Source organism: Roseivirga pacifica (assembly GCF_900111145.1).
Taxonomy (GTDB): Bacteria; Bacteroidota; Bacteroidia; order Cytophagales; family Cyclobacteriaceae; genus Roseivirga; species Roseivirga pacifica.
This window is the reverse complement of the sequence record NZ_FOIR01000002.1, coordinates 870,142-886,569: the sequence shown is the minus strand read 5'-3', so window position 1 is coordinate 886,569 and position 16,428 is coordinate 870,142. Positions and strand designations below refer to the sequence as shown.

At 43.3% G+C, this 16,428-nt stretch carries 12 protein-coding genes; 8 read left to right on the top strand and 4 right to left on the bottom strand.

Annotation, left to right across the window (positions count from 1 at the left end):
• Complete coding sequence (gene thrC, locus BMW98_RS12625) at window positions 1-1,287, top strand: threonine synthase (protein ID WP_090258939.1); 1,287 nt, start codon at window positions 1-3, stop codon at window positions 1,285-1,287.
• Window positions 1,288-1,357: 70 nt separating this feature from the next.
• A complete protein-coding gene (locus BMW98_RS12620) occupies window positions 1,358-2,041 on the top strand; it encodes a GOLPH3/VPS74 family protein (protein ID WP_090258938.1) in 684 nt (227 codons plus the stop codon).
• 30 nt (window positions 2,042-2,071) lie between these two features.
• On the opposite strand, the gene BMW98_RS12615 is transcribed toward BMW98_RS12620, so the two are convergent.
• Window positions 2,072-3,616, bottom strand: coding sequence for a hypothetical protein (locus tag BMW98_RS12615; RefSeq protein WP_090258937.1), 1,545 nt, complete (start codon window positions 3,614-3,616; stop codon window positions 2,072-2,074).
• 172 nt (window positions 3,617-3,788) lie between these two features.
• Here BMW98_RS12615 and BMW98_RS12610 point away from each other — a divergent pair, with 172 nt between their 5' ends.
• The 6 genes from BMW98_RS12610 to BMW98_RS12585 all read left to right on the top strand — a co-directional run bounded on the left by BMW98_RS12610 (window position 3,789) and on the right by BMW98_RS12585 (window position 11,196).
• The gene (locus BMW98_RS12610) at window positions 3,789-4,952 is read left to right on the top strand and encodes a 2-isopropylmalate synthase (RefSeq protein ID WP_090258936.1); all 1,164 of its coding nucleotides are present in this window, start codon (window positions 3,789-3,791) and stop codon (window positions 4,950-4,952) included.
• Between the two features lie 9 nt (window positions 4,953-4,961).
• On the top strand, window positions 4,962-6,356 hold the full coding sequence (gene leuC / locus BMW98_RS12605) for a 3-isopropylmalate dehydratase large subunit (RefSeq protein ID WP_090258935.1): 1,395 nt from the start codon (window positions 4,962-4,964) through the stop codon (window positions 6,354-6,356).
• A 1-nt stretch (window position 6,357) separates the two neighbouring features.
• The gene (gene leuD, locus BMW98_RS12600) at window positions 6,358-6,945 is read left to right on the top strand and encodes a 3-isopropylmalate dehydratase small subunit (RefSeq protein ID WP_090258934.1); all 588 of its coding nucleotides are present in this window, start codon (window positions 6,358-6,360) and stop codon (window positions 6,943-6,945) included.
• Window positions 6,945-8,057: a 3-isopropylmalate dehydrogenase gene (gene leuB, locus BMW98_RS12595; protein WP_090258933.1), complete on the top strand. Its 1,113-nt coding sequence runs from the start codon at window positions 6,945-6,947 to the stop codon at window positions 8,055-8,057. The genes leuD and leuB overlap by 1 nt, the downstream gene beginning before the upstream one ends.
• 226 nt (window positions 8,058-8,283) lie before the next feature.
• Window positions 8,284-8,868, top strand: a complete 585-nt coding sequence (locus BMW98_RS12590) for an HdeD family acid-resistance protein (protein ID WP_090258932.1) — start codon at window positions 8,284-8,286, stop codon at window positions 8,866-8,868.
• A gap of 114 nt (window positions 8,869-8,982) precedes the next feature.
• Window positions 8,983-11,196 carry a DUF5916 domain-containing protein gene (locus tag BMW98_RS12585; protein WP_090258931.1) on the top strand — a complete coding sequence of 738 codons (2,214 nt, stop codon included), beginning with the start codon at window positions 8,983-8,985 and terminating at the stop codon, window positions 11,194-11,196.
• 273 nt (window positions 11,197-11,469) lie between these two features.
• Here BMW98_RS12585 and BMW98_RS12580 read toward each other — a convergent pair whose 3' ends face one another.
• The 3 genes from BMW98_RS12580 to BMW98_RS12570 all read right to left on the bottom strand — a co-directional run bounded on the left by BMW98_RS12580 (window position 11,470) and on the right by BMW98_RS12570 (window position 16,423).
• Window positions 11,470-14,748, bottom strand: coding sequence for a S41 family peptidase (locus tag BMW98_RS12580; RefSeq protein ID WP_170836516.1), 3,279 nt, complete (start codon window positions 14,746-14,748; stop codon window positions 11,470-11,472).
• Window positions 14,749-14,981: 233 nt separating this feature from the next.
• Window positions 14,982-16,088, bottom strand: coding sequence for a DNA-processing protein DprA (dprA, locus tag BMW98_RS12575; protein WP_090258929.1), 1,107 nt, complete (start codon window positions 16,086-16,088; stop codon window positions 14,982-14,984).
• Window positions 16,085-16,423, bottom strand: a complete 339-nt coding sequence (locus tag BMW98_RS12570) for a MerR family transcriptional regulator (RefSeq protein WP_090258928.1) — start codon at window positions 16,421-16,423, stop codon at window positions 16,085-16,087. The genes dprA and BMW98_RS12570 overlap by 4 nt, the downstream gene beginning before the upstream one ends.
• Window positions 16,424-16,428 lie beyond the last annotated feature (5 nt).

Sequence of the window (16,428 nt, the reverse complement as noted above, 5' to 3'; positions counted from 1 at the left end):
GTGAAGTTTTTTAGTACGAATAGAAGTGCGCCACAAGTTGGTTTTGAGGAGGCTGTGGTCAATAGCTTGCCTGCCGATAATGGCTTATATTTTCCCGAGGAAATCCCAGTATTAAGTCAGCAAATAATCAACAAGCTGAAAGCAGCTTCCTTAGTCTCGGTTGGCTACGAAATGATGTGGCCTTTTGTAGAGGGAACATTCAGTCAACATCAGTTGAAACAGATTGTTGAAGAAGTTTTTAGCTTCGATATTCCTTTGGTTCAGGTAGAAGAGGGGATTCAATCGCTCGAGTTGTTCCATGGGCCAACTTATGCGTTTAAGGACGTTGGCGCTAGGTTTTTAGCGCGCTGCCTAGGGCAATTCTCCAAAACGTCTGATAAGGAAGTGACTATTTTGGTGGCCACCTCGGGTGATACCGGAGGAGCCGTAGCCAATGGCTTTTTAGGCGTAGAGGGAGTGAATGTGATTATTCTTTACCCTTCTGGGAAAGTCAGCGATTTACAAGAGAAGCAGTTGACCACTTTAGGTGGAAATATTACTGCATTGGAAGTTGCAGGTGATTTTGATGCCTGCCAAGCGCTCGTAAAGCAAGCGTTTTTAGATAAAGAACTAAACCAAACACTTTCGCTTACCTCTGCCAATTCTATCAACATAGCGCGATGGATGCCTCAGTCGATTTACTTTGCGAAAATGGCGCTCGAATTGAGTGATCCTGCTGCTTTAATTGCGGTTCCGAGTGGCAACTATGGCAATATTACGGCTGGAATGCTGGCAAAACGCATGGGCTTTCCGCTTGGCCATTTCTTGGCGTGTTCCAATGCCAACGATGTGGTACCACGTTATTTAGAAAGCTGTGAGTTCGATCCGCGGCCAACCATTGCAACTTATGCCAACGCGATGGACGTGAGTAAACCGAGTAACTTCCCTCGTATGCTCGAGCTTTATCACCACTCATTCGATGACTTGATAGCCGATGTTGATGGGTTTAGTTTGAGTGATGAGGAAATATTAAGAACCATAAAGGCATGTAAAGCATCCACTGACTATCTCTGTGACCCACATGGAGCAATTGGTTATGCTGGCTTGAAGGAAAAGCTAAAAGTTGGTCAGCAAGGTGTTTTTCTGGAAACAGCGCACCCTGTTAAGTTTGCACCAACTATGGCTCAAGCATTGGGAGAGGAGCTGGAAATACCTGCTTTTGCAAATGACTTAATGAAAAAGGAGAAAACGGCAAGATCGGTTAGCAGCTCGTTCGATGAGTTCAAAGCGTATTTGATGGCCAAATAACCTTGTCGACTTCAAAAAAAATCCCAACTTTAAGCTTCGCTAATTTTTACTAGCAACGAAAGGGTCGAAAATGGAGAATGCCAAGCTGAATTTATTAGAGGAGTATTTGTTGATTGCCTTGGACGATGACAAGGGGCAGTTTGTAACGAGTTCCACGCATTTGCACTATGGTTTTGCAGGAGCTATTTTATTAGAGTTGGCCATTCGCGGTAAAATTGCCATTGAAGATGATAAAGTGAAGCTTAAGGATTCTACTTATGAGAAGGAAATGGCCCTTAACAAGGCGATTGACTATGTAAAGGAGAATAAAGACTGCAGTGTAAAAACTTGCATTCAGCACTTGGCTAAAAAGGCGAATGAATTGAAGCAAGACACTTTGCAGCGCCTGATCAATAAGGGCATCCTTAAAAAGGAAGAACACAAAATCCTCTGGTTGATTCCTAACGATAAATACCCAACTACCGATTTAACACCAGAAAGTAAGGTGCGCCAGCGCCTAGACGATGTGATGCTGCATGGCGCTAAAGCCGATGCGCATGACGTGATGTTACTTAGTCTGATAGATGTGTCCGACTTGACGAAAGAAGCCTTCAGAAGCAAGGATGACTACAAAATGGTGAAGAAAAAGATCAAAGAAGTAACCAAAGATGTACAGGTAAGCAGCGTAGTGAACAAAAGCATTCGCGAAATTCAAGCCGCTATTATGCTTGCGATTACAACATCAATTGTAGTTTCTACAGTGGTGAGCAACTAGCCTCTTCTCAGTTAGCTTTTTCAATCAGGCCTACTTTAGCGTCCTAAATTTCTCTTGAACCACTTCGTCTACAGGGCGGTTTTCTATGCGCGATTTTAGATAAGATAAAATGTCCAAGTAGAGGAAAGGTCTGCGTTCCGAAGGGTCTTCATTGAGTCTTTCTAGTCGATTGTAAAGTCCTTTAAACTCACTTTTAAGCTCATCAGGAGTGATTTTCCCTGATTTACGCAAAAACTGGAAAATCTCTTTCTGAACTTGCTGCTGCTCATTCATTTTACCAATAAACTGAAAAGTAGATTTAATCTGATATTCCAATTGGTAATCTTGGCCGTCTTCAAAGTGGGCAATCAGGCTCAAAATTCTTGCAAAACAGTGAATGTCTTCGCGCAGCTTTACATCCTTAAAGTAAATGATCTTGTTGAGGTAAAAAATGGTCTTGCGATAGTCCGCATTTCCGAAATACAACGATGCAAATTTGTAGTACATCATGAGTACCCTTTCCGGATCAATTTGCTCCTTATAAAGCTCCAGTTTTTCGAGTATTTCAGGAATAAGCTTTACGCCTTGTTTAAAGTTGCCTTCCATAAAGTACTTGTTGATTTTCGAGATGTATAAAAATTTGAAAATCAGTACCTCAGTGTTTAAGTCGGTAACAATGTTTTTGTCTTTGCTAAGCGTTTCAACCTCCGCCAAAACCTCACAAAACTTAGTGTAGTATTGTAGTTGAAAGAGCGCATCGAGCAAGTTACTGTATCCCTTAATAAAGTGTACCTGCTGCTTTTGTACCATTTCAGGGTTTTGCTTAAAAAGCTCTACCCAAGCCAAGGCGTGCTTATAAACGCTTGGGAAATCCTGCAATATTTTGTTGTACCAAACATGTGCTTGGTGGAAATACAAACGCTCATAAAAAGTGAGATTATCCCAGTCGAGTTCGGGCAAATTTTCCTTGAAATATGCTCGAATTCGCTGAAAGTCAGACTCATCTTGTGCATAGCCTTTTTTAAGGTAAAGGCTGTAAAGGTTTAGCGTTAGGTTAGATAGTTTATGGGCCGAACTTACAATTTCGATAGTCTCCTGAACGGCATTTGTGAGTTCTTCTGCACGGTTTTCAATACTTCTTGTAATGTATTGAGATTCAATTAGTTTTTCGAATTCCATTACTTCTAGCGCAATGGTAAAGTGCTTGTTTTGTGCTGCTACCGATTTAGTTTTGTCTAGCATTTTCAAAGCTTGCTTGTAAAAACCTTTGTTGTAGAGCACCTTGGCGTGATCGAGCTGTTCACGCAACTGTATGTCGATATTCTGGCCGATATGATACTGCCTTAAGCTGGCCAGAATTTGCTTGTAAAGGTTCGCTTTTTGATTGGAAAGTTGGACTTTTTTTATCGACTTAACTTTTTTCAAAATCGCCTGATCGTCATAGTTTCTCATCGATTCCATGGCATCGAACAGTTTGATGAACTTCACATTGTCCGTGTTGCCACTGCGCTTGGCAAACAGGCGAAAGTGTCGCTTTTCAGTTTTATTCAACGATTTTATTAGCTCAAATAGAGGGTCTGTTTTACTGTTTGCCATTGTAAATGACTAATGTCTATGTTTTTGATAATCAATTAAATACTTAGGGTTCTGTCTGAATTGAAATAGTAGAAGAATTGGCTTCTACCATTGTGCACCAGCAAGGCCTCCATAAATTGAGTTAATAGAAAGTAAGGTAAGTATTAAAGACAGAACAGCGATCAAATAAACGATGGATCAACAAAAAATACAAATCTTCGATACGACACTGAGAGATGGCGAACAGGTGCCTGGGTGCAAATTGAACACTGCCGAAAAAGTAGCGGTTGCAGCACGTCTAGAGGCCCTAGGGGTTGACGTGATCGAAGCGGGCTTTCCGATTTCCAGCCCAGGTGATTTTGAGTCGGTAGTGGAGATAGCAAAAGTGGTAAAGCATGCCACTGTTTGTGGACTGAGCAGAGCAGTTGAAAAGGATATTATTACCGCTGCTGAAGCGCTCGAAAAGGCTAAAAGACCGAGAATTCATACAGGAATAGGTACTTCCGAATCGCATATTCAATACAAACTGAGAACCACACAAGAGAAGGTGGTGGAGAGAGCTGTGGCAGCAGTTAAGCTAGCCAAAAAGTATGTAGAAGATGTGGAATTTTATGCCGAAGATGCTGGTAGAACAGACAATGAGTTTTTGGCTTATGTATGTGAGCAGGCGGTAAAAGCCGGTGCCACGGTGCTTAATATTCCTGATACCACAGGCTATTGCCTGCCAAGCGAATACGGTGCCAAGATCAAATACCTACAAGACAATGTAAAAGGTGTGGAGAATGTAATTCTTTCTACACACTGTCATAATGATTTGGGCATGGCTACGGCCAACTCGATTGCCGGAGTAGTTAATGGAGCAAGGCAAATTGAGTGTACCATCAATGGTATTGGTGAACGTGCAGGAAATACTGCTTTAGAAGAAGTAGTGATGGTTATGCGTCAACACCCTGATTTGTTGAAATACACAGATATTGACACCAAGCAGTTGAATGCAATTTCTCGCTATGTGTCTGACACCATGCGTGTTCCGGTGCAGCCAAATAAGGCGATTGTTGGAGCGAATGCATTTGCCCACTCTAGTGGAATTCACCAAGATGGCGTGATTAAGAAGCGCGAGACTTACGAGATTATCGATCCGCTTGATGTTGGGGTAGATCATTCTTCTATCATTTTAACTGCCCGTAGCGGTCGTGCCGCTTTGGCTTATAGATTGAAGAACCTTGGTTACGAGCTCACCAGAGACGAATTGGATGTGGTTTATCCAGAATTTTTAAAAGTAGCAGATTCATTAAAAGAAGTGCATGACGATGATTTGCATCGAATTGCAGAAGTAAAGCATAAAGTAGCGGTTTAATAGGAGGAAATGGCGAAGACTTTATTCGATAAGGTTTGGGACTCACACGTAGTCAAAAGCCTTGAAGGAGGACAGGATGTCCTTTACATCGACAGACATTTAATACACGAAGTTACAAGTCCACAAGCTTTTGCAGAATTAGAAAAGCGTGGACTTCCGCTTTTTAGGAAGGATCAAATGGTGGCAACGCCCGACCATAACGTTCCGACCAAAGATCAGCATTTGCCTATTCAAGAAGCGCTTTCGCGCCAGCAGGTGGACAAACTGATTGAAAATTGTGAAAAGCATAATGTAGAACTGTATGGACTTGGACACCCGTTTCAAGGAATTGTACATGTAATTGGGCCTGAACTAGGTATTACCCAACCGGGTAGAACAATGGTTTGTGGCGATTCGCATACGTCTACACACGGGGCTTTCGGTGCCATTGCATTTGGTATTGGTACTAGCCAAGTGGCGCAGGTAATGGCCACGCAGTGTTTGCTGCAATCGAAGCCAAAGACCATGCGCATTATCATCGATGGTGAGCTCAAGAAGGGCGTTTTGGCAAAGGATATTATTCTTTACATCATTTCGAAATTGACAGCCGCAGGAGGAACAGGTTACTTTATCGAGTACGCTGGTTCTGCAATTCGTTCGCTTTCTATGGAAGCCCGAATGACCATCTGTAATATGAGTATCGAGATGGGCGCTAGAGGTGGAATGATCGCCCCTGACCAAATTACTTACGACTATATTAAAGGCAGAGAATTCGCTCCACAAGGAGAGAAATTTGAAGAGGCAGTAGCCTATTGGGAAACCCTAAAAACTGATGAAGGTGCGACTTTCGATCAGGAGTATGTTTTCCCTGCCCAAGATATTGAAGCCATGATTACCTACGGGACCAATCCGGGTATGGGCATTAAGCTGAATGGGAATATCCCTGGCTTAATTGAGGCTTCCAACAAAGAAAGTTTTTCTAAGTCGCTTAAGTACATGGGCTTTGAGCCAGGAGAATCTCTGCTTGGCAAGCCAATCGACTATGTGTTTATAGGAAGCTGCACTAATTCTCGAATTGAAGATTTGAGAATTGTAGCGGATTATGTGCGTGGTAAAAAGAAGGCTTTGAATGTAAATGCCATGATTGTACCGGGCTCGAAGCAGGTAGAAAAGCAAGCCAAAGCCGAAGGTATCGACAAGGTGTTAGAAGAAGCCGGTTTTGAACTGCGCGAGCCAGGCTGTTCTGCATGCTTAGGTATGAATGAGGACAAAGTGCCGGCTGGTGCCTATTGTGTATCTACCTCAAACAGAAACTTTGAGGGTAGACAAGGGCCAGGAGCAAGAACATTACTGGCGAGTCCACTAGTGGCAGCGGTAACTGCTATTGAAGGTAAAATTGTAGATATAAACGAGTATTTGAATTAGGATGGAGAAGTTTGAAAAAGTAACATCTGCTGCGGTTCCTTTACCGATTGAAGACATTGATACTGACCAGATCATTCCGGCCCGTTTTCTGAAGGCAACTTCTAGAGATGGCTTTGGTGATAACCTGTTCAGAGATTGGCGATTTAATAAGGATGATTCGCCTAAAGAAGATTTTGCGCTTAATGATGATAAATACAGTGGGGAGATACTAGTTGCCGGAAGAAATTTTGGTTGCGGTTCTTCGCGAGAGCATGCAGCTTGGTCGCTTTACGACTATGGTTTTAAAGTAGTGGTTTCAAGCTTTTTTGCTGACATTTTTAAGGGTAATGCACTTAACAATGGGCTCCTGCCTGTGCAGGTATCGGAGCCCTTTTTACAGGAGTTGATTGAGGCAATTCATCAAAATCCATCTACAGAAATTTCAGTCGATTTAGTAGCGCAAAACATTACTTTTAATGGTAAAAGCGAGGCTTTCGATGTAAATCCTTACAAAAAGGAGTGCATGTTGAATGGCTATGATGACATTGACTATTTAGTAAATATTAAGGAGGAAATTGAGGCCTTTGAGGCTTCTAGAACGGTATACTGATGGGAGTAAAGAAGAATATTGGCGTACTACCGGGCGATGGAATTGGCCCCGAAGTAACGCGCGAAGCGGTTAAAGTTTTGAATGCCATTGCAGAAAAGCATGGCCACACTTTTGAATATAATTATGGCGATGTTGGAGCAATTGCCATAGACAAAACTGGTAACCCTTTGCCTGACGAAACATTGGCAGTTTGCGAAGCTTCTGATGCTTTTCTTTTTGGCGCCATTGGTCATCCAAAATATGATAATGATCCTTCGGCTAAGGTGCGCCCTGAGCAGGGATTACTCAAGCTCAGAAAGAGCCTTGGTTTGTTTGCCAACGTTCGTCCGGTTACGGCTTATGACAGCCTTTTGCACATGTCTCCGCTAAAAACTGAGCGTGTACGTGGTGCCGATTTCGTAGTGTATCGTGAGTTGACTGGCGGTATATACTTTGGCGAAAAAGGCAGAACTGAAGATGGTGCATACGATAACTGTACTTATTCAAACTATGAGATTGACAGAATTGCACATTTGGCATTCCAAGCGGCTCAAAACCGTAATAAAAAACTCATGTTGGTGGATAAGGCTAATGTGCTTGAAACTTCAAGGCTTTGGAGGGAAAGAGTAACTGCCATTGCCAAGGAATACCCAGATGTGGCCTTAGAAGCCATGTTTGTAGACAACGCAGCCATGCAGATGATTCAAAATCCAAAGCAGTTTGATGTGATTTTGACAGAAAACATGTTTGGCGATATTATCTCTGACGAGGCCAGTGTAATTGGTGGTTCGTTGGGTTTGTTGCCTTCTGCTTCGGTAGGAGAGAAGTCAGCGATGTTCGAGCCAATTCACGGTTCTTATCCGCAGGGTGCCGGCAAGAACATTGCGAACCCGTTGGCAACTATTCTTTCCGCTGCTATGATGCTCGATCACCTCGGTTTAATTGATGAGGCCATTGAGGTACGACAAGCAGTGAATGCTTCGTTGAGAAATGGAATGGTAACTGAAGATTTGACAAAAGAGAACCCAGTTGGAACAGATAGAGTAGGTGATTTTATCGCCAATCATATTCTTGAAGGTGAAGACAGTGGTTCATCAATGAATATTAAAATGGGCCTTAGCACAATTATTTAAGCGCCCTATTTGAAGATAACCTATCTATAGGTTTATTTGGTTTGGAAGGCCCTGTACTGCTTTGTACAGGGCTTTTGCTTTTTATGCTGAATATCACACCCCAATACTTGGTACTAGCTACTCAGTACACTTTCTCAATAATATTATTCAAACAATTAGTAGCATCATGCTCCGAAAGTTTGGTTGCTTTTTCCTATCTTCTGAAAATTAAACATCAACCTTTACTATGGGCCTTTTACAAGACATTAAAGCAGCTGCTAATAACTGGTGGGTATTCATTATTATGGGTGCCATTTTTATCATCCTAGGGTTTTATATCATGTCGGTGCCGGCCGAAAGTTTTGTGGCGCTCACCGTGCTTTTAGCCATTGGGATGTTCTTCGATGGTATTGGCGATATTTTCTTTTCCATTACCAATAGAACCCGCATGCATGGTTGGGGCTGGCATTTGGCTATTGGTTGCATGTCAGCGCTCTTGGGCATTAGTCTAATTATGTATCCAGAAGTTGGAATGCGCGTGTTGCCGCTTTATGTAGGCTTTTGGATTCTGTTAAAAGGAGCACTTTTGTCTGGTGTTGCTTTTGAGCTCAAGCGTCACGACAATGGTTACTGGTGGTTGGTGCTATTCTTAGGAGGGCTCAACGGTCTTTTTGGTATTCTAATGATTTTAAATCCACTTTTTGGCGCAACAGTAATTGTTGTAATTGCGGGGCTTGGGATTATTTCTATTGGCGTTTCGCTTATCTTTGTAGCCTTTAGGGTGCGTCATTTCAAATCACTTTTGCCACAAGATGCGCAGGTAATAGAGTAACCGCTTACACGTAATTTTTATGGTGTAAGTGCGTGAGCAGCAATATAAATTACTGTTTAAATCCATTAGTGTAAATGAAAGTGCTAGAGTGAAACTATGTTTTAGTTTTACACTATGTACCGAATTATTCATTTTTTACTACTCACTTTGTGGGCTGCTACTGCTATGGGGCAAGATATAGAGTTGAGAAGAACAACGGGGCCAATAAAGCTTGATGGCGTGCTGGATGAAGCAGCATGGCAGCTCGCTGACTCTGCCGATTTTTTTAAGCAATACTTTCCTTACGATTCCTCTTATGCACAGGCGCAAACTGTTGCCCGAATTCTGTATGATGACCAATACATTTACGTGTCGGGTATTATGTACAACCTTGATAATGATAGGGATTACATAACGCCCTCGCTAAGGAGGGACTTTAGGGGAGAGGCGAATGACTCTTTTTCGGTGCTTTTCGATCCATTTCAGGATAATACAAATGCTACACTTTTCGGTATAAACCCTTTTGGTGTTCGAAGGGAAGGCCTTATTGCTAATGGAGGGAGTGGCGATGGCGCATTTAGTCTCGATTGGGACAATAAATGGAAGGGTGAGGCTAAGCAATATGACGGTTACTGGATTGCAGAAATGGCTATTCCATTTAAAACACTTCGGTTTAATGAAGGCCAGACCGAATGGAATATCAATTTTTACCGAATAGATTCTGAATATACAGAGCGCTCCACTTGGGCACCCATTTCACGAAATTTCTCCATTGTAAACCTCGCCACCATGAAGAAAATGGCTTGGGACAAACCAACGGAAAAGCCTGGCTCGAACATCTCATTTATTCCCTATGTAGCGGCCAGTGCCCAAAGGAACTTTGAGGATGGGGAAGATGGCGAAACCGATTTTAATGCTGGTTTTGATATGAAATATGCGGTTACCCCTGGCCTTAACCTAGACTTGACTGTTAACCCAGATTTCTCGCAAGTAGAAGTAGATCAACAGGTGACGAATCTAGATCGTTTCGAGATATTCTTCCCGGAGAGAAGACAGTTCTTTTTAGAGAATGCTGACCTGTTTGCCAACTATGGTAACAGAGGAACCCGCCCGTTTTTTAGTAGAAGAATAGGAATTGCACGCGATGAGAGTACCGGACAAAATATTCAAACCCCAATTCCATTTGGAGCAAGGTTAAGTGGTAAACTCAATGATAATCTGAGGCTCGGACTGCTTTCCATGCAAGCTGGTGCCGATGATGCTGTGGGTTTGCCTTCCTACAATTTCTCGGTGCTTTCAGTGCAACAGAAGGTGTTTGCGCGTTCGAATATTTCTTTTCTAATGGTGAACAAGCAAACATTTAACGATCCTGCTGACTTTAACACGGTTGATTATGCAGAATGGAACAGAACAATTGGTGCCGATTACAATTTGGCATCGGCCGATAATATTTGGACAGGGAAGCTCTTCTTCCATAAATCTTTTGATGAGAATAAGCCAGAGAAGGCCTATGCTTCTGGGTTTGAACTGAATTATGATGTACCCAAGTGGTCTTACCGTATTTCAGGCCAGGCAGTAGGGGAGAATTACAACCCAGAAGTAGGTTTTGTTAGACGTACCGATATTCAACAATTGTCTTCAACTATTCAACGAAGCTTTTTCCCGAAAAAAGGTGGAGTGCAAAGTCATGGTCCAGGCTTTGATATTGACATGGTAGGTAATGATCAATATGGTTTTTTAGATTGGGATGTTAACCTGCTTTATAACATAAAATGGAAGAGCTCTTCAGAGTTCAGCTTGCGCTTAAGAAGACAGTATACCTATCTTTTTAATGGATTTGACCCTAGTGGTTCTGGAGGATTTGAACTGCCAAGCGATTCTGATTATACCACAAATTTGGTGATTGCCAGTTTTCAGTCGGACCAGCGAAAGCCCGTGTTTTTTGAGCTGAGCACAAGGTCGGGAGAGTACTTTAATGGAACGCGAGTAAACCTTGAAGGAAGCGTAACCTGGCGATATCAGCCATTTGGCTTTACGAGTATCGATTTTGCTTACAATCGCATCCGTCTACCAGATCCTTATGCAGATGCTAACCTGTTACTGATTGGGCCTCGTTTTGATTTTACTTTTACCAAAAAACTATTTTGGACCACCTTTGTGCAGTACAATAGCCAGATTGAAAATGTAAACATCAACTCTAGGCTCCAATGGCGTTTTGCTCCAGTTTCTGATATTTATTTGGTGTACACCGATAACTATTTGGCCACAGATGAAGATGGCTTTATCGACTTTGGTGGCCCTAAATCCCGCTCCCTCGTTTTCAAAATGACCTATTGGTTGAATTTTTAGCCATTAAATAATGGTAATAGTCTAGTGCGAGTGTGCCCTGCTAGCGCCAGCGTCTCGCTCGTGCCATTATCATCTAAGATTAGATGTCCCGTAGGGACAAAGGCTGGGTAGGTATTTGTTTGTGAGGAGATTCGATGTGCCTTTAGGTACATTGCCATGTTCGGTGCCTAAAGTCACTATCGCGAGCGTCTCGCTCGTGATATGGATATCAAGCATATAAAAAAACACCTTCGGAAACTCGAAAGGTGCCTTTTTCATTTGCGCTAAGTATGCTTAATTCTTTTTAGCAGGTGTATTATATGGAGGTACAACCACTTTTTTAGGAGGGTTGGCTTCCAACATCTTCAGCACTTCTTGTACGGCCCTCTCTAGCTGAGGATCTCGGCTTTCGCTTAAAGCTTTGGCGTCTTGTCTTACCGCTATATCTGCCGGTACACCTTCGTTTTCCGCTACAAATTTGTTGTTAATCGGGTCGAAAACTGCGTTGTCTGGTGCGGTAAGTGAACCACCATCAACCATGCGGTAGTGCGTTGAAGACTTAACCAAACCGCCCCAAGTTCTAGCACCAATCAATGGGCCTGCTTGCTGCTGGCGGAACACCCATGGAAAGAAGTCGCCACCAGAACCAGCTAGTTCGTTGATCAATAGTGCTTTTGGCCCTAAAATACCTGCAGGTAAGGTGAATGGTTTGCCATTCGGCACTTCATTGGTCAACCCTGCACGTACTGAGCGGGTCATTAAATCAACCATGTAATCATCAAGAAGGCCACCACCATTAAAGCGTTCGTCAATTACAGCACCTTCTTTATCTTGCTGAGAAAAGAAGTAGCGGTTGAATGATACGTAGCCGCCACCACTGGTATTAGGAACCCAAATGTAAGCAAGTCTACCATCGGAAAGCTCTTCAACTTTACGCCTGTTGTCTTCTACCCAAGCACGTTGGCGTAGGGCGTATTCGCTGCGAATAGGTTCTACAACCTCTTTCCAACTTCCTTCGAACTCTGGTTTGTCGTTTATGTGCAGTACGGTCTGTACGCCAGCTGTTCCATCTAAAAACTGATAAGGGTCTTGCACTCCGGTAATCTCCTTACCGTTTATTCCTACCAAGTAGTGCCCTTCTTTTACCTTTAGTCCCGGTCTATCGAGCGGACTTGTAAGGTTAGGGTTCCAGCTTTCTGTTGTGAAAATTCTGCCGATTTGCCACCTGTTCTTATCAAGCTTTAGGTCAGCGCCCAATAGACCCATTTGCGAGCGGTCTACACTTGGGTAATCGCCACCACCTACAAAGCTATGGCCAACCGATAGCTCTCCGTTCACCATATCGAGAACGTAGTTCAAGTCTGCCCTGTGGCGAACGTGAGGTACTAAAGGCGCATAACGTTCATAAACCACACTCCAATCTCTGCCATGCATGTTTGGATCGTAGAAATAGTCGCGCTCATACCTCCAAGCTTCTTTAAAAATCTGCTGCCATTCTTCCAGCCTGTTTAACTTCATTTTTAAATCTACCCGAACGGTTTTTCCACCTTTACCACTTGGTGCACCAGTGCTAGAAACCTGCCAACGTGGTCCAACCTGCGCTAATAACTGTTTGCCATCAGGAGAGATACTGAACTGACGTACATTTTCCAGATAGTCCTTCGCCTCTCTGTCTTTCAGCGAAAACTTCTTTAGCGTAATGCTGAAGCTTCCAGCAGGTCTTTGTGCTATAAAAACTGAGCCAGCAGGTCCGGCAGCTGTTGTTACGTAATTTCCAGTAGGTAATGGCAGGGCTATGGTTCTTCTATCAATTCCTTCATAATCAATAGAAATACCTTTGTCTTTGTCATCGACTTTGTCCCCTTGTTTTTCTTCCTTTTTATCAGGCTTTTCTTCCTTCTCCTCGGTTTCTTTTGGTTCCTCTTTCGCCTCTTCTTCATCGCTGCGCGGAATAAATGGAGAGTCCACACCTTCCTGTAATACCACAACATAAGCGGCATAGCTAGGGTCGGCCGTCATAGCACTTGTGTTGGCCCAGCCTGTACCTAATGCTACATCTGTACTCGCCAAAAAGTAAAAGTGCTTTTTATCTGCGTCCCATGCTGGCGCGAAAGCATCGGCCATGTCATTTGTAAGCTGATTCACAGTGTTAGTTTCGCTATCCCAGATCATAATGCGCCTGAAGTTATTCGGAGCAGTTTTAGAATAGGCCAGCATCTTAGAGTCTGGTGACCAAACAATGCCATTGTTGCCGCGCTCTAGGTTGGTGCCTCCAATATCTGCGGTTTGAATAGCGCCTGTTTCAAGATTAAGTACACGAATGCGCACATCATCATCTACAAAAGCGATCATTTTACCATCAGGTGACCAAGTTGGCTCCCAACCGAGTTTCGATTCGCCAATATCATAACTGCGCTTGTCAGAAAGCCCGTCTTGCTTGGTGATGAACAGTCTGTATTTGTCACCTCCTTCATCAGAAAACCAAGCGATTTCATCGCCATTTGGTGACCAAATCGGTCTTCTATCCGCTGTTCCAGAGCTTTGTGTTATGTTTCTGGCATCGCCATGTTCTACTGGTACTGTAAAAATTTCGCCCCTAGCTTCCATTAAGGCTCTTTTACCCGTGGCCGAAAGTGAAATGCTACTTGCTCTATTTGAAACATCTTCCCATTGCGTTTCAGCCCAAGGGAAGTCGCCTTTGATTTCAATGCTCACTTTTGTGAGTGCTTTGGTTTGCGGGTTCAGAATATGAATGTAGCCATCTTGCTCTAGAATCAATTGACCGTTTCCTTTACCTAGCCACTTTACATCAGTTTTTTCAAAAGAAGTAATTTGTTCCAGCGCTTTTGATCGGGTATCGTATGCCCACACATTCATCGTCCAATCTCGGTCTGATAAAAAGTAGACCTTGTCGCCCAACCAAGTTGGTTGAATGTCTGTCGTACGATTTTCATTCGGTATTAATTCCTCCGATTGGTTTCTAAGGTTCAGAATGATTAGTGGTGTGTTTTGTCCGCCTCGGTAGGCGCGCCATTCCACATCCCATCTATCCATTTTATCCAATGCAATCATTCTGGCATTTGGAGAAAATGAGCCATCGTAGCCCCATTGCGCGGAAAGTAGGGTAGAAGGACCTCCGTTGGCCGGAACAGTCCATAACCTGTCGTAGCCGGTTGGTGCTGTGCCTCTGGCTGAACCGTAAAGAACGGTTTTTCCATCTGGAGACCAGCCGCGCACGGTAGCGGCAGAGGGCTCCCAAGTTAGGCGGGTAGGCATTCCGCCCTCTTTAGAAACTACATATACCGCGGTGTTGCCCGAACGATTGGATGAAAAAGCAATCCATTGACCGTCTGGAGAAAGGTGAGGGTTGCTTTCAATTGCCGGAGTACTTGTGATGCGCTTTACGTTGGAGCCATCAAGGTCTGCTATCCATACATCGGCACCATAAGTAAAAACAATGTTTTGACTGCTCATTGAAGGTTGTCTCAATAAGCGGGTTTCTTGGCCTTGGACGGTGATTCCTGCGAAAAGCAGCGCCATGCACCATAGCCATGTTCTCGAATTTAATTGCATGTTGTTGAGTTTTATGCGGTGATAAAACCCTAAGCTAATCAATTATGCGGCAAAGTTTCGTTTTAGTTGATGGAGTGGCATTTATGCTATGCTTTTCACAAGGATATGTTTATGAGGTTCATTTTGTCCTGTAGAGACAGAAGATGGTTAGCTAGCTTGTTTTGGGGGAATCAGGGTGTGCCTTTAAGGACATTGCCAATGGTTATGGTTAAAAGCCATTCAGAGAAACAGCCTTAGCCCAACCTATATTTTTTACCTGGGAATGGCTTCACTAAGCCTTTGAATTCTAGCTGTAATAGTACCGAAGCTAGCTGCGATAATGGAATCTGGCTCTGCCAGCTTAAATCATCAATGGCTAATTCCTTATTATTCTCTAAAAGTATCTCAACCACTTTCAGTTCTTGGCCTTCTAATTCAGCCAGTTGCTTTTTAAGGTCTCGTGCTTTCGATTCTTCCTGAAGGTCCCAGTTCAGTTCCTCAATCACATCGTTAAAGCAAGTGTAAATGCGTGCCTTTAGTGATTGAATGAGTTGGTTACAACCTTCAGAATAGGTTTTGCCGAGCTCTCCTGGTACGGCAAAAACGGCTTTATCGTAACTATGAGCTATGTTGGCACTAATTAAAGCACCGCCTTTTTTGGCTGCTTCTACTACTATCAATGCATCGGAAAGTGCCGCGATAATTCTGTTACGCGCAGGGAAGAACCTTGCGTCTGCTTTGGTACCCACGGGGTATTCGCTTACCAAACCACCATTTTGTTGCATGTCGAATGCTGTGTTTTTATGTGCAGTTGGGTAAACGTGATCTAAGCCGCAAGCTAACACGCCTAAAGTGGGTAGGTCGCTTTGCAAAGCGGCCCTATGCGCCTTAACATCTATGCCATAAGCCAAGCCTGAAACAATGGTAACATCAGAAGCTTTGGCATCGGCCACAATTTGTTCGGTGCAATGGCTGCCATACTGTGTAGCTTTTCGGGTACCAACAATGCCAATGATCTTTTCTGCATTCAGCTGGGTGTTTCCCTTAGAATAAAGAATAATAGGAGCGTCATTCACGCGCAATAAACGCTTAGGGTAGGAGGCGTCTTTATAAAAATGAATCGCTATTTGGCGCTTTTCAGAGTCAGCTATTACCTTGTCGGTTGCCTCGAAAATTGTGGTTTGATTACTAAGAGCGGAAGCTAGCTTTTCACCGAGTCCCGGTACTTTGGATAGTTTGCCCTTGGTAGTTTTAAAAATGGTTTCGGCAGAACCAAAGTAATTGATCAACTGCTTTGAGAGTACTGGGCCTATTTTGGGAACCAATGAGAGCGCTATCTGGTAACGCTTCTCTTCTGTCATGGCAGGTTGTTTTTCATCTCTTCAAAGAATGCACGAATGTTCTTTAAAGAGTTGACCATCTCTGCTTTGTCGTCAATACTTTCTTTACTGTTCTTGATGTGTTCGTAAGCGCCACTCAGGGTATAACCCTTTTCTTTTACCAAATGGTAAACTAAGCGGAGCTTTTTGAGATCGTCTTGTGTGAATTTACGGTTGCCTTTAGCATTCTTTTTTGGACGAATAAAGTCGAATTGCGATTCCCAAAATCGAATGAGAGATGTAGCTACCCCAAGGTCTTTTGCTACTTCACCAATGGTGAAATATTTCTTTACAATGGGTTTCTCTTTGTACGGCATATCAG